The organism is Aequorivita lipolytica (assembly GCF_007997135.1).
GTDB classification, from domain to species: Bacteria; Bacteroidota; Bacteroidia; order Flavobacteriales; family Flavobacteriaceae; genus Aequorivita; species Aequorivita lipolytica.
Map to the genome: position 1 here is coordinate 14720 of NZ_VORU01000006.1, position 24857 is coordinate 39576.

Sequence of the window (24857 nt, forward strand, 5' to 3'; positions counted from 1 at the left end):
GGTTAATTTAGTACCAAACAGAAGAGCCGATATTTAAAATATGGATGATAATTTTTCCCCCAGAGTAAAAGATGTAATTGCCTTTAGCAAAGAAGAAGCGCTTCGTTTAGGCCACGATTTTATTGGCACTGAGCATTTAATGCTTGGTCTTTTAAGAGACGGTCAAGGCAAAGCGGTAACTATTCTAAATGCACTAGCAATAGATTTAAACCACCTAAGAAGAAAAGTAGAGATTTTGAGCCCTGCAAATCCGGGCGTTACAACAAGTACAAACGACAAAAAGAATCTTCACCTTACCCGTCAAGCTGAAAGAGCGCTTAAAACTACGTTTTTGGAAGCGAAGTTGTTTCAGAGCAATTCCATAAACACTGCGCATTTACTATTGTGTATTCTTAGGAATGAAAACGACCCTACTACAAAATTGTTGAACAAAATGAAGGTTGATTATGACGTGGTAAAAGATCAATTTAAACTTATGATAACAAACGACGATGATTATATAGACACCCCAAGTGCAGAATTCCCGAATGATGACGATACTTCTGCGGAGGATGCTGGAAAGGAAAATCTCTTTTCTGGTACAGCGGCAAAAACAAATAAAAAATCCAAAACCCCTGTTTTGGATAACTTCGGAAGAGACCTTACTGCAATGGCAGAAGAAGGAAAACTTGATCCCGTTGTAGGTCGCGAAAGCGAAATTCAACGTGTTTCACAGATTTTAAGCCGAAGAAAGAAAAACAATCCATTACTAATTGGTGAACCGGGTGTAGGTAAATCTGCAATCGCCGAAGGTTTGGCACTCCGAATAATTCAACGTAAAGTTTCAAGAATACTTTATGATAAAAGAGTGGTGACTTTGGATTTGGCAAGCCTTGTGGCTGGAACCAAATATCGTGGCCAGTTTGAGGAACGAATGAAAGCCGTAATGAACGAGCTTGAAAAGAATGACGATATTATACTTTTTATTGATGAAATCCATACAATTGTTGGTGCCGGTGGCGCTACGGGTTCTTTGGACGCCTCCAATATGTTTAAACCTGCTTTGGCAAGAGGTGAAATTCAATGCATTGGCGCAACAACATTAGATGAATACCGTCAGTACATAGAAAAAGACGGCGCGCTGGAAAGACGTTTTCAAAAAGTATTGGTCGAGCCTACTACGGTTGAAGAAACCATTGAAATTCTTACCAATATTAAAGATAAATACGAAGCACACCACAATGTAATTTATACTGATGAAGCTATAAAAGCTTGCGTTACACTTACAAATAGGTATATGAGCGAACGCTTCCTTCCGGACAAAGCTATTGATGCTTTGGATGAAGCAGGCTCTCGCGTTCACATCACCAATATTCACGTTCCCGATAAAATTTTGGAAATTGAAAAGCAGTTGGAAGAAGTACGCGAACTTAAAAATACGGTAGTAAAAAAGCAGAAATACGAGGAAGCTGCAAAACTTCGTGACGATGAGAAAAATCTTGAAAAGGAACTCGCTGTTCAGCAGGAAAAGTGGGAAGCAGATTCAAAACTTCACAAGGAAACGGTTTCGGAAGAAAATGTTGCAGAAGTTGTCTCCATGATGACTGGAGTGCCCGTAAACAGAATAGCGCAAACCGAAAGTAAAAAACTTGCCGCCCTCCCCGACCGAATTAAAGGAAAGGTAATAGGCCAAGATGAGGCAGTTGCAAAAGTGGTAAAGGCAATCCAAAGAAACCGCGCTGGATTAAAAGACCCAAACAAGCCTATTGGTTCCTTTATATTTTTAGGACAAACCGGTGTTGGTAAAACACAACTCGCAAAAGTGTTGGCTCGTGAATTATTTGATTCAGAAAATGCTCTAATTCGTATTGACATGAGCGAGTATATGGAGAAATTTTCCATTTCCCGTTTAGTGGGTGCGCCTCCAGGATATGTGGGTTACGAAGAAGGTGGTCAGTTAACTGAAAAAATAAGGAGGAAACCTTATGCCGTGCTTCTTTTGGACGAAATTGAAAAAGCACACCCAGATGTTTTCAATATGTTGCTTCAAGTTTTGGATGATGGTTATTTAACTGACAGTCTTGGAAGAAAGATAGACTTCAGAAATACTATAATAATTATGACTTCCAATATTGGTGCCCGCCAAATCAAAGATTTCGGACAAGGTGTTGGTTTTGGAACTTCCGCCAAGAAGAACCAGGAAGAATCACACACAAAAAGCGTAATTGAAAATGCATTAAAGAAAACCTTCGCCCCAGAATTCTTAAACAGAATTGATGACGTTATGGTATTCAATGCCTTGGAAAGAGAAGATATTCATAAGATTATCGATATTGAGCTTGATAAACTTTTTGCCCGTATATCAGATTTGGGCTACGAGCTTAAATTGACTGAAAAGGCCAAAGATTTTATTGCAGACAAAGGCTTTGATAAACAATATGGAGCTCGCCCACTGAACCGGGCCATTCAGAAATACATTGAAGATGCACTGGCTGAAGAAATAATAAACAGTAGCTTGCAGGAAGGCGACACAATAACCATGGATCTTGATGAGAAAACGAATGAACTTACTATAAAAATCAAGAAGCAGAAAAACACGACTGAGTCGTAATTGATTAGATATCAATAAATCAAAAATTCCCAAATCAATTGATTTGGGAATTTTTTTTATTTATATATCAATAATATTTTAAGTATTTTAAAGGTATTCCTTAGAAAATATTAACTTACATATATTAAATTCATCATTTTATGATTAAAACATTACATTTTGATTTTGGGGAAATTCGGGTTTTCAAAAATTTTGTAGTTGTGATAATGAAAGAAGGAATTACAGTCAAACCTGAAGACAACCAGCATTTAGTAAATATTTCAAAAGAATATTTTAGCGAGAGATGTTTTGGTTACATAACCTATCGTATAAATAGTTACGCTGTGAATCCTATGGTTTATATTGAGACTTCAAAAATTGAAAACTTGGTAGCTTTTGCCGTTGTTTCGGCAGAGGGTCTAAAAGTAAGTAATCTACAGCTCGAAAAAAGATTTATAACTATCCCCTTTGAACACTTTAGCGATTTAGATAATGCTAAAAATTGGGTAAACGGCCTAGTTTCTAAACGCGATTCCTGAGATAAAAACTCATTTTATTACTCTGAAAGTTTTCTTAGTGCCTCCTATTCCATTTACTACAATTAAATATACCCCACTGCTGTAACTAGAAAGATCTATGGAAATGCTTTTTTCAAAATTATTGATAATGGTTTCAATTTTCTTTCCTGTTAAGTTGTAAAGAGTTGCCTCTGTTATTTTTCCAGTATTGGTCAACAAACAAACTCCGCTACCGTATATGCTGGAAACTACTACTTTTTCCAACGTATTACTTGGGATATCTAAAACAGTCGGGATACAGTCATCTATAGAGTCCAGGTTAGCATAAAAACCTGTAGCATTTTTGAAATAACAGCTTAATTGACCAACACCGTTAATATCTGGCTTTCCTCCCGGCGCATTGATAAGTGAAAGTGAGCCCACTCCTTCTACCCATACCGCATTACCCGTGCTAAAAGGGTTTGAAGGTGTAGGAGAAAAATACAAATGATCATAATCCTGACCATTTACCAACGGCTTAGGAATAATAGAATCTAACTTAAAAAAACCACCGTTTTTAGGAAATGGCGATATGGGGTTTTGCATTTGAATGGTATCTCCCACTTGAAGCGAAAAATCGTAAAGCAAATATTCTTGAATTCCACCACCAGGAATAATTTGCGCAAAATACAACTCCTTTTCAGCTACCTCTTCCCTCAGTAAAAAAGTTCTGGAGATATAATGATAGCCATCAAGTATTTTATACATTTTTCCATTTACCAGCGTGTCACCATCTGTGTAATAGATATCGCTGTAACAGCCAAAATTGCAGGTGGTGAAATGCCATTCGTTACTATAATCTAATATTGGCGTATAATCTTGAGCACGGATTGACTGAGTGCAAAATAAAAGTATAAAAATTATATAAATAGACCTCATAAAGCTTCTAGTTAAAATTGAATCACTAAGATATTTATTTTTATCCAAACAGTATCTCTGAATCAATGTCTAACGATTGTAAAAATGCAACACTGGCATGAATATCTTCTGATAGCACTCTGTCGTTTTCAACAAAAGGAACTATAGATCGATAAGGTTTCAGAAATGACTCTATAAAAGAAGAGGATTTTTTCGGTTCTCTAAATTTTAATGCTTGCGAAGCATTCATCAATTCTATAGCCAATATGGTTTCAAGATTTTCAAGTACCCGCAAACATTTTGTTGCGCCGTTAGCCCCCATACTTACGTGGTCTTCCTGCCCGTTTGAAGATACAATTGAGTCAACCGAAGCCGGCGTTGCCAACTGTTTGTTTTGGCTCACAATACTCGCGGCAGTATATTGCGGAATCATAAACCCGCTATTAAGTCCTGGGTTACTTACCAAAAACGCAGGTAATTCGCGCAGGCCAGAAACCAATTGATAGGTTCTTCTTTCTGAAATATTACCGAGCTCCGCCAATGCGATTGCTAAATAATCGAATGCTAGTGCCAAGGGTTGCCCATGAAAATTGCCGCCTGAAATTATAAGATCTTCCTTAACAAAAATATTAGGGTTATCTGTCACCGAATTAATTTCAGTCTTAAATGTTTTGTGCACAAAATGCAAAGTATCTTTTGTTGCTCCGTGAACCTGCGGAATACATCTAAAAGAATAAGGATCCTGCACACTTTTCTTTTCGGAAAGACCCAATTCACTTCCTTCCAAAAATTCCAGAATCTGTTCAGCGGTTTTTACCTGTCCGCGGTGTGGCCGCACCAAATGGACTAAAGCATTGAACGGGCTCATATTGCAATCAAAAGCATCTACGGAAACTGAACCAATTAAATCTGCCAAATAGGATATTTTATAACACTTTAAAAGACAATAAACGCCATAGGCACTCATAAACTGGGTTCCATTAAGCAGGGCCAGTCCTTCTTTGGCTTGCAGGGTAATAGGTTCCCAATTAAATTTTTTCAACACTTTTTCTGCAGCAATACGCTCGCCGCCATAATATACTTCACCTTTACCCAATAACGGTAAAGAGAGATGGGCTAGTGGCGCCAAATCTCCCGAAGCACCCAAACTTCCCTGCGAATAGATTACGGGTAAAATATCATTATTATAAAAATCAATCAATCTTTCCACAGTTTCAATCTGCACCCCGCTGTAGCCATAACTCAGCGATTGTATCTTCAGCAAAAGCATCAATTTTATGATTGGTTTTGGAACAAATTCACCCGTACCACAAGCGTGGGACATTACGAGGTTTTCCTGTAATTGCGAAAGATTTTCTGAAGAAATCTTGACGTTACATAATGATCCGAACCCAGTGTTTATACCATAAACAGGCGTTTCATTATCTTTCATTTTGTGTATAAGATACTCTCGCGCCTTTTTTATATTAAGCTGTGCTTCTTCAGAAAGAGCAAGAGTTTTATGGTTTTCTGTAATGTCCCTGATTATGGAGAGGTCCAAAATTTCGGAACTTATATAATGTGTTTCTTGCATTGGGTTGGGTTTCCGCAAAAATACTGATTTTTAATTGCTGTGCTACCATTCTTCGTTTCAAAAAGTGATTACCAATCACATCTCAATTTTTAGGAGATGCCCCATAAAAATAACAGTGCGCAATAGAGTGATATCTTAATTCAATATGTAATTTTACAAGCAAATTAAAAATAGATAAATGAAAAAACTAAGTTTATTTCTTTTGGTACTGATCATTGTTTCCTGCAAACAAGAGGAAAAACCTCAATATTCAGTAATAACTGGAACCGTTGAAAATAATAATTCGGAAACTGTATTTGTTCGCGGTAATGATTTCGAATATAGAACCCCAATTAATGGAGACGGAACTTTTTCTGACACACTTCTCATAAAGACTGATGGTTTTTATGAAATGTATGTGGGCCGTGAGCGCACTGGGATTTATTTGGAAAAGGGAAAGAATCTTTCTGTTACCCTAAACGCAAATGAATTTGATGAATCTCTGAAATACGCAGGCGATCTGGGAAACATCAATAACTTTTTGGCTGCTAAATATCTTTGGAACGAACAAAATTCAGATTTCAAGAAAGTATTTTCAATGGATGAAGAGAACTTCCTAAAAAAACTGGAGAACAATCAAAAAAGCTTTGATAGTTTGTATGCGGCCAATAAAATTTCCAACGATAATTTCAAGAAAAAACTTGCTGAGGAAGATAGCTATTCGAGAGCCATTATGCTGGAGAATTATAAAGAAGCACACATCTATTATTCAGGCAAAGAAGATTATAATGTTTCAGACGGCTTTTATGACGAATTGAAAAATATAAATTACACGGATACGCTCACTTATAGAAATTCAGTGGGTTACCAAACGCTGCTTGATGCACATTTCAACCGATTAATTAGCGAAGAAGCAAATGGAAGCGACAGCATCAGTCAAACTATTCGCTATATGAAAAAAGTAGATGAAAACTTGCCAGATGGTTTTGCAAAAGATAGAATTATGAGTTCATATTTACAATTCGGCCTTAAGCCTAACGCTACTTTAGATGAAACTTTTAATATTTACATAAACAGCAATCCTGATGCAGAAAATCTTGCAACACTTACCGAGCGCTACAACAAATTAAGAACAATTACTGAAGGTAATCCCTCCCCTACGTTTGATTATGAAAATCACAAAGGCGGAACCACTTCCTTAGAAAGCTTAAAGGGAAAGTATGTTTACATAGACGTTTGGGCTACTTGGTGCGGGCCGTGCTTGCGCGAAATTCCTGCGCTGAAAGAGGTTGAGAAAGACTATCAAAACAAAAACGTAAAGTTTGTGAGCATTTCTATAGATGAACCAAAAGATTACGACAAATGGAAAGCAATGGTTTTTGAAAAGGAACTTGGCGGAATCCAACTGATGTCCGATAATAACTGGAAATCAAAATTTGTAGCGGACTACGCCATATTGGGAATTCCAAGATTTATATTGATTGATCCACAAGGCAACATCATTTCTGCAGATGCGCCACGACCATCCGACCCTAAGTTGAGAAAGATGCTCGACGAGTTGCTATAATTAGCATTTAATATTTCAGCCACGAATACACGAATAAAATAAAAAAACATTCGTGTATTGGTGGTCTTTTTTTTCAGTTTACTTATTGCAACCATTACTCCCAATCTAATCCGCATAGATGATTGTCCACAAAAAAATAGAAAAGATTCGTGTATTCGTGGCTAACTTTTTTCAGCTGAGTTATTTGTAGTCTCTTCCTCTCTCGCGAATAAATCTATATATGCTTCCGAAAGATTATCAATTACATCGCCAGCCATAATCGCTTCATACCCCATCTGTCCCGCAGCAATATCGCCAGCCCTTCCATGCATATAAACACCAAATACCGAAGCCAATAATTGGTCGTATCCCTGCGAAAGCAAACCGGTAATCACTCCACTTAGGGCATCACCGCTCCCGGCCGTTCCCATTCCTGGATTTCCCGTAGTATTTATGTAGAGTTTATTACTGAAGACCGTAATTGTATAAGCACCTTTAATAACCAGGACAACTTCGTGTTTTTCTGAAAACTTTTTCGCCTTTTCAAGCTTGTCGTAATCGTTTTTCCATTCGCCTATCAATCGTTTCAATTCGCCAGGATGTGGTGTTAAAACTGAATTTTTCGGAAGCAGTTTCAGCAAATCTTTGTTTTCGGAAATATTATTCAATGCATCGGCATCAATAACTAATGGAATATCTTTTTTCTGAAATAGAACTTTCAAAGCTGCTACCGTTGCTTTATTTTTTCCTAGCCCCATTCCTACTCCAATTGCTGAAGGTTCAATATCAAAGGCTATTTCACTAATAAACTCTTCCTCTTTATCGGTAATTACCATTGCTTCGGGCACAGTGGTCTGTAGAATATTATAGCCACATTTAGGCACAAAAGCTGTCACCATTCCAGCGCCAATTCTAAAGGCGGAAGTAGTTGAAAGTACCGCAGCGCCAATCTTTCCATAACTCCCTGCAATTATAAGTGCGTGCCCGTAAGTTCCTTTATGGTCAAACTTTTCACGGGGTTTGTAAAATCGTTGAGCCTCTGGTTTCGAAATTAATTGCGCCAAAGGCTCCGTAGTTTGAAGGAACTCTATGTCTAAACCAATTTCCAAGGCGTCAAAATTTGATACAAACGGAGCTGTTTCGGGCAAAAAGAATGAAAGCTTTGGTGTTTGGAAAGTGAGCGTATGGTTCGCTTTAAGCACCGCTTCCTTGTCTTCTAAGGGTAAATTGGCATATAGCCCACTAGGAATATCAATTGCAAGTTTAAAGGCTTTGCTTTCATTTAAATATTGAATCAGCTTTTTTACCCAACCTCCCGGACAACGGTTAAGCCCGATGCCAAAAATAGCGTCCACAATAATATCTTCAGAACCTATTTCGGGGAAATCAGCCTCGCCCTTCATTAAAGTGGGCCATTTTTTGGTTACATTTTTTATCCTGTCATAATTCAGTAGAAAATTCTTGGAGCGCTTGTCGCTACAGTTTACCACATATACTATCACATTATAGCCGTGCTCAATCATTAAACGACCGAGTACTAGGCCATCACCACCATTATTACCGATCCCGCAGAAAATGCGAATAGGCACGGGCGCTCCATTCAACCGTCTATTGAGCCATTGAAATATTTGTATCCCGGCGCGCTCCATTAGGGCCTCCGTGGTAATTTCTTGTTTTTCAACCGTAATTTTATCTGCTTCGTATAATTGTTCTGCGGAAAATATTTTCATCTATAAGCTTATTTTAATAATTCACTATAAAATTTTAAAATGGCAGGTTTATTGTCTGTCCATTTCCAAAGATAGCAACATTCCCTCGTATTGTTGAAAAGAGCGTTTATAACTAATTGCCCATCCACCCAAAAAACGCTTGATTATTTATAATTTTAAAAAAAACATATCATGGAAACTAGAGATAGCTTACTGCTCAATATGCGCCCAGAGATTCCTTCTGCCAGAATAACCCCCAATATGTCTGCCAATGAAAGTTTTCAAAACAAGACCTTACGGCCTGTAATAAAACTTCAGCACCAATTATTGCTCGCTGCGTTTAAAAACTACATTAATAAACATAAAAATGTTTTTTATAGCCTCAGCGTTGAAAAGAAACTGGATTACATAGAAAACGCCATCCATAAGGACATGAAGTTTAGAAATTCGCTAAAGGGAATAATCATTGGCCAATTTACACTCGATGAATTTGAAATTTACATTCAGAATTCATCTGCGCTTAACAAGCGGATGATGGATATTGTTAAAGAACGCCTAAAAGATAATTTGCTGTATTTTGAAAGGGTAACGATGTTAATGGCTCAATAACAAACCTATATAAAAAGACTTCTTACAAGCACTTGTTAAATTTAATCTAATTAGAGTAATAAACTTTCGTCTCCACATAATTGTAGGTAATTTCGCATATTAAAACCTACAAATATGAAAAGATTAGTACTTCCTTTATTACTGCTAGCCGTTGGCGCAATTTCTGCCCAAGAAACCGCTTCTACTATGCAGGATGAAAAAAACAATGATTACAACCGATGGTCCGTCGAAATTTCCGGTGGTTTACACAAGCCAAGTAGACCCTTCGCCCCTGGCTATTATACTAAAACCCCAGATATAGGTCAAGTTGGTCTCGGTGTTCGTTACATGTTTAATGACAAATTTGGTCTTCGCCTTGGCTTGGGCTACAATAATATTGAAGGCGATGAGGATAGTCTCCCTTTTGAATCCAGCTACTACCGAAGTACGCTTGAGGGTGTTGTGAATCTTACCAGCGTTCTAAATTTTAGCGATTGGACAAATTCCGTGGGTCTTTTGATACACGGTGGTGCAGGATATTCCTTTATGGAGCATAAAAGCCCAGTGGCCATTGATGGAAATGACAACATGCTAAACATTATGGGTGGTATAACACCAATGATCAAGCTGGGAAAAAGTGTTGCCCTTTTTGGCGATATTTCCGCTGTTGGCAATATTAGGCAGACCTTAACTTTAGATGGAACACAGCGCAATATTAAAAGAGATGTGGACGGTTTTATGGTGAATGCATCCATAGGTCTTAATATATACTTAGGCGGTGCAGATAAACACGCCGATTGGTATTCCGAAGAAAAGGATTATCAAGAACAAGTAATGTTGCTCGAGGAACGTGTGGCCAAATTGGAAACTGACTTAATAGATACGGATCAGGATGGTGTGCCAGATTATCTGGATAGAGAACCTAACACTATGAGTGGTGTTGCAGTAGATACTAAAGGTATTGCCGTTGATAAAAATAACAATGGTATTCCTGATGAAATTGAAACTTCCCTTGACGATCGCTACTTGAAAAAATCAGATTATGTAAAAGGTGGTGGTGACGACAACGTTGCAGAGTTACTGAACAAAGGGTACGTAAATGTTTACTTCCAGTTTAACAGCGACAGGCCAGAAACCTATTCTTTGGAAGCAATCAATTATTTGATGAAATATATGAAAGACCACCCAGGTTCAAATGCTGAATTGATTGGTTATGCAGACGAACTGGGCAATCCGGAATACAACCAAAAGCTTTCAGAGAAACGAGCGAAAAGAGTTTACGATATCTTGATTGCCTCTGGAATTGCTGAAAACAGGTTGACCTATAGCGGTGGTGGTGAAGATACGACCGTAGATAAATCTTCTTCCCCGGCAAGACAGTTGGTGCGAAGAGTTACCTTCAGGTTGAAATAAAAACTTATATAATTAATTTAAAGAGCCTTCCAATGGAAGGCTCTTTTTTTATATATGTTCAACCTAATTATTCAAGAAGTGAAACCCCATTCAAGTCTGTTGTCAAAACATCGCTCGTATAATTGAAAAATGGACGAAGTAATTGATAGTGATAAATTAAGTTATCCTTAAAATCTGCAGCAAATACTTCTTTATCGGTAAACGGATGATTTACGAAAAAGTTCTTAAGCCTAATTAAATCTATATTTTCATCTTCTTTACTGAAACCTTTTGGAGCTGTCTTAACAGCGTATTGCTGATTGAAATTTCCGAAGGATTTTTTAAAATCTTTTTGTGCTAAAATCTCCCGTATTTCAGAACTGTCCATTTCAAATTCCTTGCGAATGCGAAGTAAATCTGCTGGGCTCGGATCAAAGAAACCTCCGGCCATATAACTATTTCCTGACTCCAAACGCAGGTAATAACCACCGCGACGCTGTGCTCCTGCCCTACTGAAACTAACACTACGGTGAACATTGTACGGAGTTTTGTCATTACTAAAGCGAATGTCTCGGTTTATGCGGAATATTTTTGTCTTGGCTATTTCATCTGTAACGTTTAGATCTTTCTCAACAGCTGCATAAAATTCCTTTAAAGCCTTTTCATTTGCCAAGTAATCCTTTTTGTGCTCCTGCATCCACTCGCGGTTATTGTTATTTTTAAGTTTTAGCAGAAACTCGAAAGCAGATTTGGGAATGGTAGGATTCATCTTTTTTTAGTAAATATAAAGGTTAATGTTCGAAGGGAAAAAAGGGAGGCTCTAAATTAACTTTCTTTCCCGATTCAGTCTTACAGCTTTGCTCATGATGGATTGCGAAGAATTGATTTTAGATTAAAGCTGAAATACTGAGCGTGGTGGAAGTCAGTCGAGAGTGAATTTAAATGTGGACTATATTGTATATTTATAAATTATCTATATTTATAGCAACAACTGTAAAACCAATATATTATGAATGCAACAACAAAACCAAACAAGGCATTTTGGATAATCGCCGTGCTTGCACTTTTATGGAATCTGATTGGCGTCTATTTCTGGGCAATGGAATACTTCTTTATGACGGAAGAAATGAAAGCCGCCTATCCACCCGAAGAACTTGAATTAATTAACAGTGCCCCATCATGGGGAATCTATGTTTATGCAATTGCTGTTTTTGGTGGTCTATTGGCAAGTATTCTACTATTAGCGCGCAAGAAAATGGCAGTTGTTATTTTTGGACTCTCCTTATTCGCTATTTTGCTTCTGCAGGGTTACTGGATTTTTGCTATGGATATGGCAGCCATTATGGGCCCTCAGTCGCTAATTATGCCCCTCATTGTCATAGCAATCGCTATTTTTGAATATTTCTATAGTAAAGGTGCTGCACAGAATGGGTGGATAGTATAGTCTTATATTTCATAAACAAAAAAACGTTTTGAAGGAACACTTCTGTGAACATCCAAAACGTTTTTTTGACTCTTTTGAGTTATATTTATAATGCCTTAAGCAGGTTCCAATGTGCGCTTTGATTTTCTATAAATATAATTTGGATAAATAGTCCGTTTTGCAAAACGGTTCAGTTTATCGCTATTTACCATTTTTATATAAATTTGTCTGGTTACACCAAAGTATTCATAGGTATTGCCATCTAAATAAGTAATCTCTAACAGCATTCCTTTGTGCTGAAAATCGGCAATGCCTGAGTTCGTGATAGTTTCTGTGTATTCTTCAAGATTAGCTGCTTTCGTTTCTGGGGCAATGCTTACCAGAAAATGGTAGCCATCTATAATTTTTCGGCTATTCACTTCGGCTTCCTCACGCAGCGCATCACCATCTTGAAACTTGTCTGGGTGCCATTCCTTTACCAAGTTTCGGTAACTGGTTTTTATTGCTTTTAGCTCTATCTCCTTTTCAACTCCAAAGAGTTTTTTGTATTCATTGATGCGTTTCATAAGCTTATTGTTTTGCGGCCGCGAAAGTACAGTTAATATTTTAGAAATGGTTGATTTGTATAATATTAATAACAAGAAAATTAAAGTGACTACCGTGTTACACCCCTAACGAAGTTTTCATAAGTTGTTTCAAAACAAAAAACCATCCGTTAAGATGGTTTTTTAATAGTTTTACTTAAGCGTGTTATAGCAATCTTACTTTTACAGCGCTAAGACCTTTGTCCCCTTGCTCCACATCAAATTGAACTTTATCATCCTCACGAATGTTGTCAATTAGATTGGTTGAATGAACAAAAATGTCTTGATCTGTGTCTTTTACTTTAATGAAACCAAAACCTTTAGCCTCATTGAAAAATTTTACTGTACCTTCTTTCATTACATTTACTTTTTTAATATTTATTAATTTATTTATAAATCCTTTTAACATTTTTAGTATTCTTTAAATTATAATTTGCTGTTTGCCAATCTTGGACTAAGTTGATTTAGTTTTTACCAAACTCTTGCAGAGCCTGTTATAGAAAATTTATTGTTATTGCTATAACGGCCAATAGCCTTTATATGTTAAGGTAAAAAAGAAAGCGTAGGATTGATTAAAATTCGGTGGAGATTAAAAAAAGATAAGCTGACTAAATCGTCTATGCGGTAAATGTAGGTGAAATAAACCCAGCGCTTACTTTATATATGTTAAAGAATTGATTCTCATATAAATAATCAACATAATTATCGCTAAAGAGCGACCGAATGAATGACTGAAGCAATCTGCCCTGGCATAACCAAGAGAACAGGTAGGCCCGTGAGATTAACGCGTTTCGCTCGAAATAACATTTATAATTAAAGAATATAAATCCGCACTTTCTTCTTTTTGAGGCGACTGTTGTTCAATTTACCCACCAATTGGCTTGCAAGCGCTAAGGGTACTGCAACAAAAGCACAATCCTGCTTTAACTCTATAGCACCCAATTGTTCTTGCCGTATGTTTCCCTGTTTTATAAATAGTCCTGCAATATCACCTTTGGAGATTTTGTCTTTCCTTCCGCCCGAAATAAAAAGGGTTTCCCATAACTCCGCTTCTTGCATTGCTACTTGTGGAATTTCTATGGGTTCAGTTTTTTCAATAAACTCGGGTAAAAGCTGGTTTTTCCATTTCAGCACATAGGCGGTGCCTTTTTCATTAACTCTTGCCGTTCTGCCGTTTCTATGTGTAAATTCTACTGCAGAATGTGGCAGCTCATAATGAATTATAAATTTTAATTCAGGAATATCAATCCCTCTGGCGGCAAGGTCTGTGGCCACCAAAATCTGGCTAGTGCCATTTCTAAATTTTATAAGCGCACGCTCCCTGTCCTTTTGCTCCATTCCGCCAGAAAAACAGGTATGGCTTAGGTTGTTTTTATTTAGAAAATCGCTGACCATTTCAATACTATCCCTAAAGTTGCAAAAGATGATTCCGGGTTGGTTGCCTAGGTAAAGCACAAGCTTCAACAAGGTTGTCAGTTTGTCTTTATCAGGGGAAATAACTGTTTTTATAGCTAGTTTATAATCTATTTTTTCAGATAAATAATCTAGCACTGTTGGCTTATCCAATTTCACAAACTTTGGAATTCCAACTCCCTGTGTGGCAGAAGTTAATATACGCTTACTTACAGCAGGTAATGAATTAAGTATTTCACTCATTTCACTTTCAAAACCAATTTCTAGCGACTTATCATATTCATCCAGAATCAAGGTATGGATACTCGCTTTTGAAAATCGATCATCGTCAAAATGATCCAGAATTCTTCCCGGTGTACCCACTAGAATAGCTGGCGTATGTTTTAATTCTATTTTGTCCTTGCTCTTTGCCCTACCGCCATATACGGCATTCACCTTAAAGCCCGAACCCATATTACGAATTACTTGTTCTATCTGTATGGCAAGCTCTCGAGTAGGAACAACTATCAATGCTTGAACTTCTGGGTTAGCAGCATCCAAATTTTTAAGAATAGGCAATAAAAACGCTAGCGTTTTCCCTGTTCCCGTGGGAGATAACAAAATGGTATTTGCTGTTTTTTCAATTATGGCAATAGCTTCCTCTTGCATAGGGTTTAAGGCCGCTATGTTTAGCTTTGCAAGTATATCCTTTTGGTCTTTTGTTTCGTTTGCCATTATTTCTTTTTCTTCTTTTTCTTTGAAGTTGCTTCTTCTTTTGGAGCAGTTACAGCGGTTTGCGCCAATTGATGTGCAAGTATTTTATCTATCAACTCTTCCTTGGTTAAGTGGTGGAATACGGTGCTTATCTTTTCTTTAAAATCTGCTGAAATGGTCCGGTTGGGTTTTGTTTTAAAAATTTTCTTTGCCCATAACAGCGTATTGTTTTCCTCTGTGCTTTGGGCATCTGGTTTTTTCATTTCAGTAAAAACAATACCCAATTCTTCTTCAAACTCTGGAATTTCAAAAACTTCCTCTTGCTGCAGTATGGTTACCGAAAGCCCCGTTGCCCCTGCCCTAGCCGTCCGGCCGCTTCGGTGTACGTAGGTTTCATAAGTATCTGGCAAGTGATAATTAATCACATAACTAATTTCCTTAACGTCCAGTCCACGTGCTGCAAGGTCAGTGGCTACCAAAATAGCAATATGTCCTTCCCGAAACTGCCCCATAACACGATCGCGAATGGCTTGGGTTAGACTACCGTGGATGGCGCCTGAAGAAAATTTATTAATAGCAAGATTCTTCGCAAGTTTATTTACTGCGGCTTTTGTTTTACAAAAAATAATGCCCCGTTCTCCTTCCTTACTACTTAAAAAGTGCATCAACACCTCCAACTTCTCAATAGGTTCCACCACCATAAATTGATGGTCTATGCCCTGATGCCCCATAGTTTCCATATCGGCTTCTATATGCAGCACTTGTTTGCTCATATAGTTTTGAACCAATTGTTTTATGGTGCCCGGCATGGTAGCGGTAAACAAAAGCGTTCTTCTACTTTTTGGGATTTCTACAATAATGCTGTCCAAATCTGTTTTTAAGGCGCTGACCATTTCATCGGCTTCATCGAGAACTAAATATTTAACGTTTTTAAGATCAATAGCTTTCCGATTTAATAAATCTACCAAGCGTCCTGGGGTTGCTATTACAATATGAGTGGTGCTCTTTAAACGTTCAATCTGTGGCTTAATAGGAATGCCGCCACAAAGTGAGGCAATACTAATTTCAGGACTGTTGATTGCAAAGGATACCAAATTAGTATTTATTTGCTGCCCCAGCTCTCGGGTAGGCGCTAGAATCACAGTTTGTATATGGGTGCTTTTAGTATCTATAAGTTGCAGTAATGGTATTCCAAAGGCTGCCGTTTTTCCTGTTCCCGTCTTCGCTAAGGCCACAACATCCTTTGTTTGGGTAAGAATGAGCGGAATTGTTTTTTGTTGGATGTCTGTGGGCTCAGCGATGTTTAACTCGGCTAAACTCTTTTGTAGTGCAGGATTGATTCCTAAAGCTGAAAAGGTATTGGGCATAAGGCTGTTTTCGGCAAAGATAGTCAGGGTTTTGGTGAAAAGGGTTAATAAGCGAAGCATTTTGCTTAACTTCAATTATCTGGCTTTTATAGATTCAAATGAATACAACCCCACTAATCCATTAAGTCTTAGAAGATGTTCAGTGATTATTCTATTCTCTCTGACTGTCTAAAATTTTATGGGCACTGCTCACTCTATTTACAGCTATAAACGTTTTCAATTAAACAATTTTAAGCTGGAACCCGCTCCGCAACTTCTCTCCTATCCCAATTTCTGTGCTGTTGAATTGCTTTTTTAAACTCACTTGCTTTTCCGTTTACAATTACTGCCTTATCATCCATATGTCCCGAAACGAAAGTCTTGTTTAAAAATTCCTCTCCTTCATTATCGGCAGCAATCGCCTTACAGTGCTTAAACGCTTCGTTTACAAATTTTATATACTTAACATTCTCGGCTAATGTCTTTACAGATTTCTTACCTCCGGGAATATAAACTGCATCAAAAAGAACACTTTCTGTTGTCATTATTGCAGCATCTACTTTATGCTTCATTTTTTCATCACAAGTGATAGTACCGCCGTGAGGTGCAACTATTTTAATCATAGCTCCCTCCTTTTCCAATGCTGATTTTATTTTACTCAGATCTTTCATACTAAACCCATCTGCGGCCAATACTGCAATCTGGCGCGTGGCGATGCTAACAAATTTGGTATTTGCCTGACTTAAGGCTGGCGATTTATCCAAGTAGTTTTTCTTGGCAATAGGCTGATGTTTTGACACATCTGCATCTGCTCCTATAGCTTGGTTCACCGGCTCCTTAATTTTCTTGGGTACTTTTATTCCCAATCCTTTAGAAACCTTTAATGCTAAGTCGTTGTCTATTTGATTAATCATATAAAGCATTCTTTCTTTTATATGGTCCAACTTGCACTTGCCCAGCTCGAAGGTATAGGCAGCTACAACATGTTCCTGTTCCCACTCGGATAGACTTCTGTAAAACAAAGCGGGCTGCGAGAAGTGGTCGCTAAAACTCTCACTACGTGTACGCACCTTTTTGGCATCAATACGCTCTTCATAACTTCCAAAAGCACCTTCTGCCATTTTAGACAAGTGTGGACAACCACCACTTATAGAATTCGGAAAATAGGCCGTTTGCCCTTGGGGAATTTCCATCTGCATATGGCCATCCCTCTGGTTATTATGCCCTTTAACCACAGGTCTATTAATGGGTATTTGATGAAAGTTTGGACTGCCTAATCGCGAAAGCTGAGTGTCGCGATAGGAGAACAAACGTCCCTGTAACAATGGATCATTCGTAAAATCAATTCCAGGTACAATATGGCCAGGTAAAAAAGCTACCTGTTCGGTTTCAGCAAAGAAATTATCAGGGTTTTTATTAAGGGTCATTTTTCCTATAACTTTTACGGGTACCATTTCTTCGGGTATAAGTTTGGTGGGATCGAGCAAATCAAATTCATATTTGTGCTCATCGGCTTCAGGTATTATTTGGACTCCAAACTCCCATTCCGGAAAGTAACCTGCGTCTATCGCTTCCCATAAATCCCTCCTATGAAAATCAGAATCTGCTCCGCTTATTTTTACAGCCTCATCCCAAGTTACTGAATGAACCCCCAAGACAGGTTTCCAGTGAAATCTTACAAAATGGGATTCTCCTTCTTCGTTTATAAATCGAAAAGTATGGATTCCGAAGCCCTCCATCATCCTAAAACTTCGCGGAATTGCCCTATCGCTCATAAGCCATATTTGGTTGTGCAAAGTTTCAGTGGCGTGCGATACAAAATCATAAAAAGTGTCATGGGCAGACGCTGCCTGAGGTATTTCATTGTTAGGTTCCGGTTTTACTGAATGCACCAAATCTGGAAATTTCATGGCATCCTGAATAAAAAATATTGGCATATTATTGCCCACCAAATCCCAAGTTCCCTCTTCGGTGTAAAATTTGGTTGCAAATCCCCTAACATCTCTCGCCAAATCCGTGGAACCTTTAGACCCTCCTACTGTAGAAAATCGCACAAAAACTGGGGTCTTTCTAGAGGTATCGTTAAAAATGCCTGCCTTGGTATATTGTGGTATGGCCTCAAATAGTTCAAAATAACCGTGCGCTCCACTTCCGCGGGCATGTACTATGCGCTCTGGAATACGCTCATGATCAAAATGGGTTATCTTTTCACGAAGTAAAAAATCCTCCAATAATGTTGCGCCACGCTCGCCAGATTTTAGGGAGGTATTGGTGTCATTGATTTTCAATCCTTGATTTGTTTTCATAGTAGATCCCTCTACTTTCCAAGTATCGTCCTTTAATTGCTCAACTTTTTGAGAAATATTTTCCTTTTTCGAATTTTTGTTTTTCATATTGCAAGTTTTAATTCTATAATTTATTCGATGGATTGAGTATGATGCTTAATCCAAATTTTTCTTTATCAAAACAAATTCCACATCGTGTATTTTACATTGGTGATCCCTTAAGTGCCTCCTTTCCCGGAACAAATTATTTCTTGTCCTCTTAGAAATTTATTTATTTGGATGTAAAATTTACTATGAAATTATAAATAAATCAATTCTATTGAAATAGTTCAATTGTTTATTTTAAATAATCTTGCTATTAAGTTAAAAATTATGGCTTTTCAGCTATATTTTCTTCGAAGAAACTTAACCCACAATAATTTGACTCGGAATTTCGAATGCTAGTTTTTTATTCAAACAGTCATCTGTAGGAATATTTCTAAGTTCACCTAAACGTATAGACCCTTAACTAATCTCTTACCTTCCATTACTTTATAAAGTTAATTGAAAAGCGTCTACTACCAATAAAAAAAGCTGAAAATTGTAATTTCAATTTTATAGTGGGTTAAGTTTCTCCTCAAAAAAAGTCAGAATATTATTTCCTTTGTGATTTAAAACCATTGTAAATGTGCTTTAATTCCACCCAATCAACTACCCTTCAAAAGCACTCGATCCAATCACCACTAAATGCGGAAAACCGGGTTTTTCGAAAATAATTATGATCAAATAAATATTTAAAGTTAAAGCAATTACCTATATAAATTAATCTTAAAGCCTATCCGTTACTGAAAAGAAATTATTAGATTTAAAAAAAAAACTATGAAAAAGAAAACAATTTTAATCACTGGTGCAGGTTCAGGTCTTGGTAAAGGAACCGCCGTAGGTCTAGCAAAGAAAGGCCATCAAGTAATTGCCGCAGTGCATACTTGGGAACAGATGTCTCGTTTTATTACCGATCTGGAGAATACAGATTATAAAAAAAATATTGAATTGATAAAGCTTGATATCCGCGATATGATGGATTGTGAAAAGGCTTGGGATTTTGAGATTGATATTTTGGTCAATAATGCCGGTATTGGGCAAACAGGTCCGATGGCGGAAATTCCTGTAGATCTTATTCGCGAAGTAATGGAAACCAATGCGTTTTCAACCTTGGAATTCTCTCAACCCATAATAAGGAAAATGGTGGAAAGAGGAAATGGGAAAGTGGTATTCCTATCTTCCGTGGCAGGTTTAGTGACCAATGCTTATCTAGGCCCATACAATGCCTCCAAACACGCTTTGGAAGCTATAGTTCAATGCTTGCGCGATGAATTAAAACCTTTAGGGGTAACCGTTGCCACCATAAACCCAGGTCCTTTTGAAACCGGCTTTAACGATAGAATGTACGATACCTACCAGCAATGGTTTGATGAAGATCTACACTTTACTCCCTTAAAAGATATCGAAAAAGCTGCCAAGGGAATGGCCAACAATCAATTGGATCCGCAAGAAATGATTGATAAAATGGTAGAAATAATTCCGATGGAATCTCATGATTTTCGCACTGTTTTTCCCGAGAAATTAGCAGAAAAATGTCAAGAATATCAAAAAAGACAATACGATATCAAAACGGATACCGTAGATAAATCTAAGAAATAACGGCCGAAGAAAAATAATTCTTCATTGAGTCCTAACTCAGATTGGAACTATTACCAACAGTCCCTTAAAAGAGAGTTAGGTAAATTTTATGCCGTGAGGCATCTGTCAGAATACTTTCTAAACAAAAATGAAATCAAAACTAGCTGCTTTTGATAAGTAGACTTAATTAATTATTCATATAACTAAAACAAAATATTTTACCTTAATAAAATCAATCATGGAAGACAAAAAAGATAATAATCGCCCAGAGCAGCGCCCTATTGATCCTGACAAAAATAACGCAAATCAGGAAAAAGAATACAGAAAAGATAAACGCGAAGGAAAGATTGATGAAGATATTGAAGATGAAATTGATGACGAATCATAGCATTAAGCGCAGTAAATATTTATATCGAGTCCACAAATTTATAATACCCAATTTATGCCTACCATTTTCAACACTTAAATTTCACCTCGGCGGGGTTTAATTCCTTTGAAATTTGTTAACGGGTCTTCAGATATAATGGTTGCCCTGTTTATTTTGTCATTAAATTCTAATACAATAAACATTTCCGAAGGGCAATAACGCTATTACTGAATCTATCGTTTTAGCCAATTGTTCATTCAAATAAGACATTAAACAAATGTTTTGAATCAAAATGATCACCTTTTTCGTTTTAGATTTGTATTCCCATTTCAATTAAAACCCAACCTGCGAAACCGATAACCTAAAAATTATGCCGGATAAAAAAGGCATTGATAATGGTTTGCTTATTAGCAAGCTTATAGTTTATATTTATGTTGCCCTAATGTCGTTTTCTTTGATATTGGCAATTATCTCTATTGTTATTTTTTCCAATAATTAATTGAAAAACCCAAATTCATAAACTCTTAACATCTTTTGTTAAACATCATTTAAATTTTCTAGTTTCTTGGCTACAATCTGTAAATTAGTGGAATACTAACACAAAAAACTAAAAATATGATACGTTGAATTATTATTTTCCTTGTTATTGCCATTATTGCCGCTATCTTCGGATTTGGTGGTATTGCTGAAGGAGCAACCGATATTGCCCAAATTATTTTTTACATTTTCTTGGTTTTATTGGTACTTGGACTATTATCCCGATTGTTTATAAGATAATCCTTACACTTAAATTACATTTCTAACAACTAAAAAAACAACTATGAGAATTGAAGCATACTTAGCTTACCGAGGCAACTGCCAAGAGGCATTTAATTTCTACCAAGAAATTTTCGGCGGCGAAATCAAAAACACAGAAACTTATAAGGACAAGGAAATAGATATTCCAGAGAACTATCGCTCCAAATGGCAACACGCAGAATTACGAGGAAAGAATTTTACAATTCTGGGTTATGATGCAGCTCCCGATACTCCCCTAACAGATGGAACGAATATGCATCTTGGGGTAGATATGGACACTGAAGATGCTGCCAAAGCTGCCTTTGATAAATTATCTAAAAGCGGACAAGTACACACTAATTTTCAAGAAACTTCTTGGGGTGCTAAATATGGCAGATGTACGGATAAATACGGGATTAATTGGATGATTAATTTCAAAAAATAATTTGCTTTATTATAATTTAGAACCCGAACTTATTAGCTAGGTTCGGGTTTTTCTTTTGTATGAATCGCTGTCATTATTAAATACCATTTGTATTATTACATTGATATTTCTTAATTTGGCTTTCTCAACATTAACAGCGATAACTTGAAAAACCTAAGCTTTATAATTCTTATTTTTTTGTGTGGTAACAGCGTAAACTCCCAAATTAAACTTACACATAATGCAGGTGCTGGCCCCTTGGAAACAATTATGTTCACTTGTGTTGAAGACGAGTATTGGGCCAGAACCTATATTTTGGAAGATTTTGGTGTCGCTATTGATAGTGAATCATATGTCCTTAAAGGAGAAATTGCATTTTATAGATCTTATGCGGGTGCAACGGCAAAATTTAATATATATGCCATAGACGAAAATTTTCCCCAAAGTTTCCCTTCAGCAATACTTTTGGGCAGCAGCCAGATTGAACCCATTCCGTGGTATAACGGTCCAGAAACCATGATATTGAATTTTGAAACCCCAGTAGAAATCCCACCAAATGTGGAAAGAATTTTGGTAGAAGTACAAAAAGGTGACGATCCCAATAGTTTCTTCTCCCCATTAGCCTATGCGGCAGGAAGTGAATTCGAGAATGACTATTCGTATTACAAAGGCTGTGGACAAAATTTTACCTATAAAACTACTGCCAATTTAAACCCTCCAAGACCTAATGCCAATTTTATTGTAAATGCGATTGTAGATAAAAACTTATCAAATTATGAGAATACAATGGAACCATTTACGCTATACCCAATTCCAACTCGGGATATCTTAAAAGTCAAATCAAAGTTATCACTTCAGGATTTTAAGATTTACACTATTACTGGTACCCTTTTAATTGAGGATTCCATCTCTGAAACTATAGATGTTTCTGTATTAGAATCAGGCATTTATTTTTTTGAGACTATAATTGATGGCACCCGAATTATAAGAAAATTTTTAAAATTGTAAAAAACCTATTCTCAGTCCGTCGTATCTACTTCCAGATTTTATAATTTATAACCAACTTTTTTGTTTGAATCAGTTTTCGCCAGTCAATAAAGAAAAGACAGAAAAGAAGTAATAAGCTCAATATTAAGCTTGCAATTGACTGCCAAGAGAATAGATTCTCGATAATACTTCCAATATTTTCTGATGCGTATTTTCCCAGATGTAATGCAATTGTGTCACTAGTAAATTTGCCAATAATAAATGCTGGTATAATATAAAGGGGTCTTAATTTGGAAATGCCCGCCCCTAAAAAAAGAGGTGTAGTGGGAAGTGGTAATAACGAATATGCAAGTACGATCGCTTGGCCCTTCCATTTATTCTCTTTCATTTTCGCACCAAGAAACTGAATATCATTATTCTTCGATTCGTTCAAATATTTAGTTGCTAATAATGGAGCATATAAAAGCAGAATATATCTGCCCAAAACCGAGCCAGCTACGCCTATTATAATTACTGCCCACACATTCAACCCAAAAATGATCTGAAAAAACATCATTATGGTAAATGCAGGCGGAAAAGGAAAAGGAACTATATCAAACAATAACGCGCCTAAAAAAACTAATAGATATTGCCACCACATTTTATACTTTTTTTTACTGAAATTTCCATTAAACAATTACCGCACAACGGTATATATGAAAACTTTTACTAAAAGTTTCTAATAGTCGAAAGGTAGCAAATCGTGTGGGATTCATACTGAATGAAGGAAGTAAAAGCCAAAAATTTGCACACAACTTAATTGGTAGCATACGTGACTGCCCATAATCTGCTTGCCTGACCTACACTTGCCTGTTGATGAAGGATAAAATTGAAGCAACCTGCCCTATCGCAGTTTCAATCATGATGGCAAGTAGAAATTATTCGTAGACGGTATTTAATTTCCAAAAACTTATCTCAGGAGGCCCAGCAAGGAAAGTAGAAGATTCACCTATAAATTTTTGCAAATGTTCCGTCTTCATATGCTCATTTTTATAATAGCTTTCATCTTCCCATTCTTCGTAGAGTAAGATGTTTGAGTTATCATTGGGATCAATGTACATTTTAATTTGTTTGAAGTGTTCTTCTTTCTCCACTTCCCCAATAAGTGTTTTCAAAGCAACAACCGCATCAATGTTCTTGTTGGGTTGGGTTTTATATTTTACAAAGACTACCAAGTTTTCTTTTGAATCTGAATTACAACTTAGCAATACAGTAAAAAGCGCAAAAAAAAGTAAGTGAAGCGTTTTCATAATTTTTTAAATTAATTTGTTTAGATCTCGATTCCTATTATTAAAAGTACAAAACTTCGTTAAATAAACCGGTATAAAGTTTTTAGAGGAATGTTGCTTAGCTTAAGTCACGAGCGAAAAGCTCAAGCCAGAGGGGGATCTATTATATCACTAAAACGAAGAACATTTTTTTTCAAAGCTTAATTGGTGTATTTGGGTTTTCGAGGGACACTGCGTTGCAAACGCGCGCGAGCTTGGATGTAAAAAAAGCGCTGATAGATATTTTAAATTATTTACTCATTTTTCCAGCTCTTTCTTTTAGCCCTTTCACATTGGTAGGATAAGGATTTTGTTTTAAAATTTTAGCCGCGTGAACCAGATCATGCACCATTAAAAGCATCATATTATTGGTAAATTCATGTTTATCTACACCAGCTTCAATATAACTTGGCCCAGGGCCAGCTTTCCCTACATAATAGGTCATGGCATTTACGGGCACCGTAAATCCATGTGCCGAAAGATCAAAACAAATACTTGAGATAGCTTTCAATTTTGTTTAAAATGCATTCGTCCTGAATTTGGATAACAGAGTTTTCTCACGCCAATTAGTGATAAGCAATAAAAATTGACAAAGCGATTTATAACGTGTTTTGAGTGGCGAATAAAATATCTTTCATCTTGTCAACATGAAATTGTATATCTTCTCCTTTTTCCCGATAGCTTGCTGCCATTCTAGATAAGCCTTTTTTATTATTATCGTCTTCCATTTTCTTCAAAAGATTACTGCGCTCCTCCATAATGCGCAAGGCTATCCATAGTGTAGATTCTAATATTTCACCCTGCTTCACTACCAAATCTTT

General features: G+C 36.8%; 24 protein-coding genes. 11 read left to right on the forward strand and 13 right to left on the reverse strand.

The window, feature by feature from the left end:
- Positions 1-40 precede the first annotated feature (40 nt).
- Positions 41-2590, forward strand: coding sequence for an ATP-dependent Clp protease ATP-binding subunit (locus ESV24_RS08525; protein WP_111815944.1), 2550 nt, complete (start codon positions 41-43; stop codon positions 2588-2590).
- 140 nt (positions 2591-2730) lie between these two features.
- Entirely contained in the window at positions 2731-3108 is a 378-nt protein-coding gene (locus ESV24_RS08530) for a hypothetical protein (RefSeq protein ID WP_111815943.1), read from the forward strand.
- Positions 3109-3117: 9 nt separating this feature from the next.
- On the opposite strand, the gene ESV24_RS08535 is transcribed toward ESV24_RS08530, so the two are convergent.
- Entirely contained in the window at positions 3118-4005 is an 888-nt protein-coding gene (locus tag ESV24_RS08535; protein WP_146743153.1) for a T9SS type A sorting domain-containing protein, read from the reverse strand.
- Between the two features lie 40 nt (positions 4006-4045).
- On the reverse strand, positions 4046-5557 hold the full coding sequence (gene hutH / locus ESV24_RS08540) for a histidine ammonia-lyase (RefSeq protein WP_111815941.1): 1512 nt from the start codon (positions 5555-5557) through the stop codon (positions 4046-4048).
- A 178-nt stretch (positions 5558-5735) separates the two neighbouring features.
- Between hutH and ESV24_RS08545 the strand changes: the two genes are divergently transcribed.
- The gene (locus tag ESV24_RS08545; protein WP_111815940.1) at positions 5736-7103 is read left to right on the forward strand and encodes a TlpA family protein disulfide reductase; all 1368 of its coding nucleotides are present in this window, start codon (positions 5736-5738) and stop codon (positions 7101-7103) included.
- A 161-nt stretch (positions 7104-7264) separates the two neighbouring features.
- Here the strand turns inward: ESV24_RS08545 and ESV24_RS08550 are convergent, their stop codons facing one another.
- Positions 7265-8812, reverse strand: coding sequence for an NAD(P)H-hydrate dehydratase (locus tag ESV24_RS08550; RefSeq protein WP_111815939.1), 1548 nt, complete (start codon positions 8810-8812; stop codon positions 7265-7267).
- A gap of 171 nt (positions 8813-8983) precedes the next feature.
- Between ESV24_RS08550 and ESV24_RS08555 the strand changes: the two genes are divergently transcribed.
- Together ESV24_RS08555 and ESV24_RS08560 are read left to right on the forward strand one after the other, a co-directional pair.
- Positions 8984-9400, forward strand: coding sequence for a glyoxalase (locus ESV24_RS08555; protein WP_111815938.1), 417 nt, complete (start codon positions 8984-8986; stop codon positions 9398-9400).
- Between the two features lie 114 nt (positions 9401-9514).
- On the forward strand, positions 9515-10792 hold the full coding sequence (locus tag ESV24_RS08560) for an OmpA family protein (protein ID WP_111815937.1): 1278 nt from the start codon (positions 9515-9517) through the stop codon (positions 10790-10792).
- A gap of 67 nt (positions 10793-10859) precedes the next feature.
- Here ESV24_RS08560 and ESV24_RS08565 read toward each other — a convergent pair whose 3' ends face one another.
- Positions 10860-11540, reverse strand: a complete 681-nt coding sequence (locus ESV24_RS08565) for a DUF2461 domain-containing protein (protein WP_111815936.1) — start codon at positions 11538-11540, stop codon at positions 10860-10862.
- A 240-nt stretch (positions 11541-11780) separates the two neighbouring features.
- Between ESV24_RS08565 and ESV24_RS08570 the strand changes: the two genes are divergently transcribed.
- Positions 11781-12215, forward strand: coding sequence for a hypothetical protein (locus ESV24_RS08570; protein WP_111815935.1), 435 nt, complete (start codon positions 11781-11783; stop codon positions 12213-12215).
- A gap of 95 nt (positions 12216-12310) precedes the next feature.
- Here the strand turns inward: ESV24_RS08570 and ESV24_RS08575 are convergent, their stop codons facing one another.
- From ESV24_RS08575 to ESV24_RS08595, 5 genes are all read right to left on the reverse strand, one after another.
- Entirely contained in the window at positions 12311-12760 is a 450-nt protein-coding gene (locus ESV24_RS08575; protein WP_111815934.1) for a KTSC domain-containing protein, read from the reverse strand.
- Positions 12761-12944: 184 nt separating this feature from the next.
- The gene (locus tag ESV24_RS08580) at positions 12945-13136 is read right to left on the reverse strand and encodes a cold-shock protein (RefSeq protein WP_111816101.1); all 192 of its coding nucleotides are present in this window, start codon (positions 13134-13136) and stop codon (positions 12945-12947) included.
- A 455-nt stretch (positions 13137-13591) separates the two neighbouring features.
- The gene (locus tag ESV24_RS08585; protein ID WP_111815933.1) at positions 13592-14905 is read right to left on the reverse strand and encodes a DEAD/DEAH box helicase; all 1314 of its coding nucleotides are present in this window, start codon (positions 14903-14905) and stop codon (positions 13592-13594) included.
- Positions 14905-16251, reverse strand: a complete 1347-nt coding sequence (locus ESV24_RS08590) for a DEAD/DEAH box helicase (protein ID WP_111816100.1) — start codon at positions 16249-16251, stop codon at positions 14905-14907. The genes ESV24_RS08585 and ESV24_RS08590 overlap by 1 nt, the downstream gene beginning before the upstream one ends.
- 230 nt (positions 16252-16481) lie before the next feature.
- Complete coding sequence (locus tag ESV24_RS08595; RefSeq protein WP_111815932.1) at positions 16482-18623, reverse strand: catalase; 2142 nt, start codon at positions 18621-18623, stop codon at positions 16482-16484.
- A gap of 750 nt (positions 18624-19373) precedes the next feature.
- Between ESV24_RS08595 and ESV24_RS08600 the strand changes: the two genes are divergently transcribed.
- The 5 genes from ESV24_RS08600 to ESV24_RS08615 all read left to right on the forward strand — a co-directional run bounded on the left by ESV24_RS08600 (position 19374) and on the right by ESV24_RS08615 (position 22750).
- Positions 19374-20195, forward strand: coding sequence for an SDR family oxidoreductase (locus tag ESV24_RS08600; RefSeq protein ID WP_111815931.1), 822 nt, complete (start codon positions 19374-19376; stop codon positions 20193-20195).
- Between the two features lie 217 nt (positions 20196-20412).
- Complete coding sequence (locus tag ESV24_RS15290; RefSeq protein WP_160110601.1) at positions 20413-20562, forward strand: hypothetical protein; 150 nt, start codon at positions 20413-20415, stop codon at positions 20560-20562.
- 606 nt (positions 20563-21168) lie between these two features.
- On the forward strand, positions 21169-21318 hold the full coding sequence (locus ESV24_RS08605; protein ID WP_235004028.1) for a DUF1328 domain-containing protein: 150 nt from the start codon (positions 21169-21171) through the stop codon (positions 21316-21318).
- A gap of 43 nt (positions 21319-21361) precedes the next feature.
- Entirely contained in the window at positions 21362-21763 is a 402-nt protein-coding gene (locus ESV24_RS08610) for a VOC family protein (protein ID WP_111815930.1), read from the forward strand.
- A gap of 144 nt (positions 21764-21907) precedes the next feature.
- Entirely contained in the window at positions 21908-22750 is an 843-nt protein-coding gene (locus ESV24_RS08615) for a T9SS type A sorting domain-containing protein (RefSeq protein ID WP_111815929.1), read from the forward strand.
- A gap of 25 nt (positions 22751-22775) precedes the next feature.
- On the opposite strand, the gene ESV24_RS08620 is transcribed toward ESV24_RS08615, so the two are convergent.
- From ESV24_RS08620 to ESV24_RS08635, 4 genes are all read right to left on the reverse strand, one after another.
- Entirely contained in the window at positions 22776-23369 is a 594-nt protein-coding gene (locus ESV24_RS08620; protein WP_111816099.1) for a hypothetical protein, read from the reverse strand.
- Between the two features lie 277 nt (positions 23370-23646).
- Entirely contained in the window at positions 23647-24018 is a 372-nt protein-coding gene (locus ESV24_RS08625; protein ID WP_111815928.1) for a putative quinol monooxygenase, read from the reverse strand.
- A gap of 268 nt (positions 24019-24286) precedes the next feature.
- The gene (locus ESV24_RS08630; RefSeq protein WP_200829526.1) at positions 24287-24547 is read right to left on the reverse strand and encodes a hypothetical protein; all 261 of its coding nucleotides are present in this window, start codon (positions 24545-24547) and stop codon (positions 24287-24289) included.
- Between the two features lie 88 nt (positions 24548-24635).
- Positions 24636-24851, reverse strand: coding sequence for a hypothetical protein (locus ESV24_RS08635; RefSeq protein ID WP_111815927.1), 216 nt, complete (start codon positions 24849-24851; stop codon positions 24636-24638).
- Between the last annotated feature and the right edge of the window lie 6 nt (positions 24852-24857).

Bases quoted from the DNA above. Each gene is read 5' to 3' on its own strand.
- ESV24_RS08565 (WP_111815936.1), bottom strand. From the start codon at position 11,540: ATGAATCCTACCATTCCCAAATCTGCTTTCGAGTTTCTGCTAAAACTT.
- ESV24_RS08525 (WP_111815944.1), top strand. From the start codon at position 41: ATGGATGATAATTTTTCCCCCAGAGTAAAAGATGTAATTGCCTTTAGC.
- ESV24_RS15290 (WP_160110601.1), top strand. From the start codon at position 20,413: ATGGAAGACAAAAAAGATAATAATCGCCCAGAGCAGCGCCCTATTGAT.
- ESV24_RS08610 (WP_111815930.1), top strand. From the start codon at position 21,362: ATGAGAATTGAAGCATACTTAGCTTACCGAGGCAACTGCCAAGAGGCA.
- ESV24_RS08595 (WP_111815932.1), bottom strand. From the start codon at position 18,623: ATGAAAAACAAAAATTCGAAAAAGGAAAATATTTCTCAAAAAGTTGAG.
- hutH (WP_111815941.1), bottom strand. From the start codon at position 5,557: ATGCAAGAAACACATTATATAAGTTCCGAAATTTTGGACCTCTCCATA.
- ESV24_RS08570 (WP_111815935.1), top strand. From the start codon at position 11,781: ATGAATGCAACAACAAAACCAAACAAGGCATTTTGGATAATCGCCGTG.
- ESV24_RS08560 (WP_111815937.1), top strand. From the start codon at position 9,515: ATGAAAAGATTAGTACTTCCTTTATTACTGCTAGCCGTTGGCGCAATT.
- ESV24_RS08535 (WP_146743153.1), bottom strand. From the start codon at position 4,005: ATGAGGTCTATTTATATAATTTTTATACTTTTATTTTGCACTCAGTCA.
- ESV24_RS08550 (WP_111815939.1), bottom strand. From the start codon at position 8,812: ATGAAAATATTTTCCGCAGAACAATTATACGAAGCAGATAAAATTACG.
- ESV24_RS08575 (WP_111815934.1), bottom strand. From the start codon at position 12,760: ATGAAACGCATCAATGAATACAAAAAACTCTTTGGAGTTGAAAAGGAG.
- ESV24_RS08580 (WP_111816101.1), bottom strand. From the start codon at position 13,136: ATGAAAGAAGGTACAGTAAAATTTTTCAATGAGGCTAAAGGTTTTGGT.
- ESV24_RS08585 (WP_111815933.1), bottom strand. From the start codon at position 14,905: ATGGCAAACGAAACAAAAGACCAAAAGGATATACTTGCAAAGCTAAAC.
- ESV24_RS08530 (WP_111815943.1), top strand. From the start codon at position 2,731: ATGATTAAAACATTACATTTTGATTTTGGGGAAATTCGGGTTTTCAAA.
- ESV24_RS08555 (WP_111815938.1), top strand. From the start codon at position 8,984: ATGGAAACTAGAGATAGCTTACTGCTCAATATGCGCCCAGAGATTCCT.
- ESV24_RS08600 (WP_111815931.1), top strand. From the start codon at position 19,374: ATGAAAAAGAAAACAATTTTAATCACTGGTGCAGGTTCAGGTCTTGGT.
- ESV24_RS08625 (WP_111815928.1), bottom strand. From the start codon at position 24,018: ATGAAAACGCTTCACTTACTTTTTTTTGCGCTTTTTACTGTATTGCTA.
- ESV24_RS08590 (WP_111816100.1), bottom strand. From the start codon at position 16,251: ATGCCCAATACCTTTTCAGCTTTAGGAATCAATCCTGCACTACAAAAG.
- ESV24_RS08545 (WP_111815940.1), top strand. From the start codon at position 5,736: ATGAAAAAACTAAGTTTATTTCTTTTGGTACTGATCATTGTTTCCTGC.
- ESV24_RS08620 (WP_111816099.1), bottom strand. From the start codon at position 23,369: ATGTGGTGGCAATATCTATTAGTTTTTTTAGGCGCGTTATTGTTTGAT.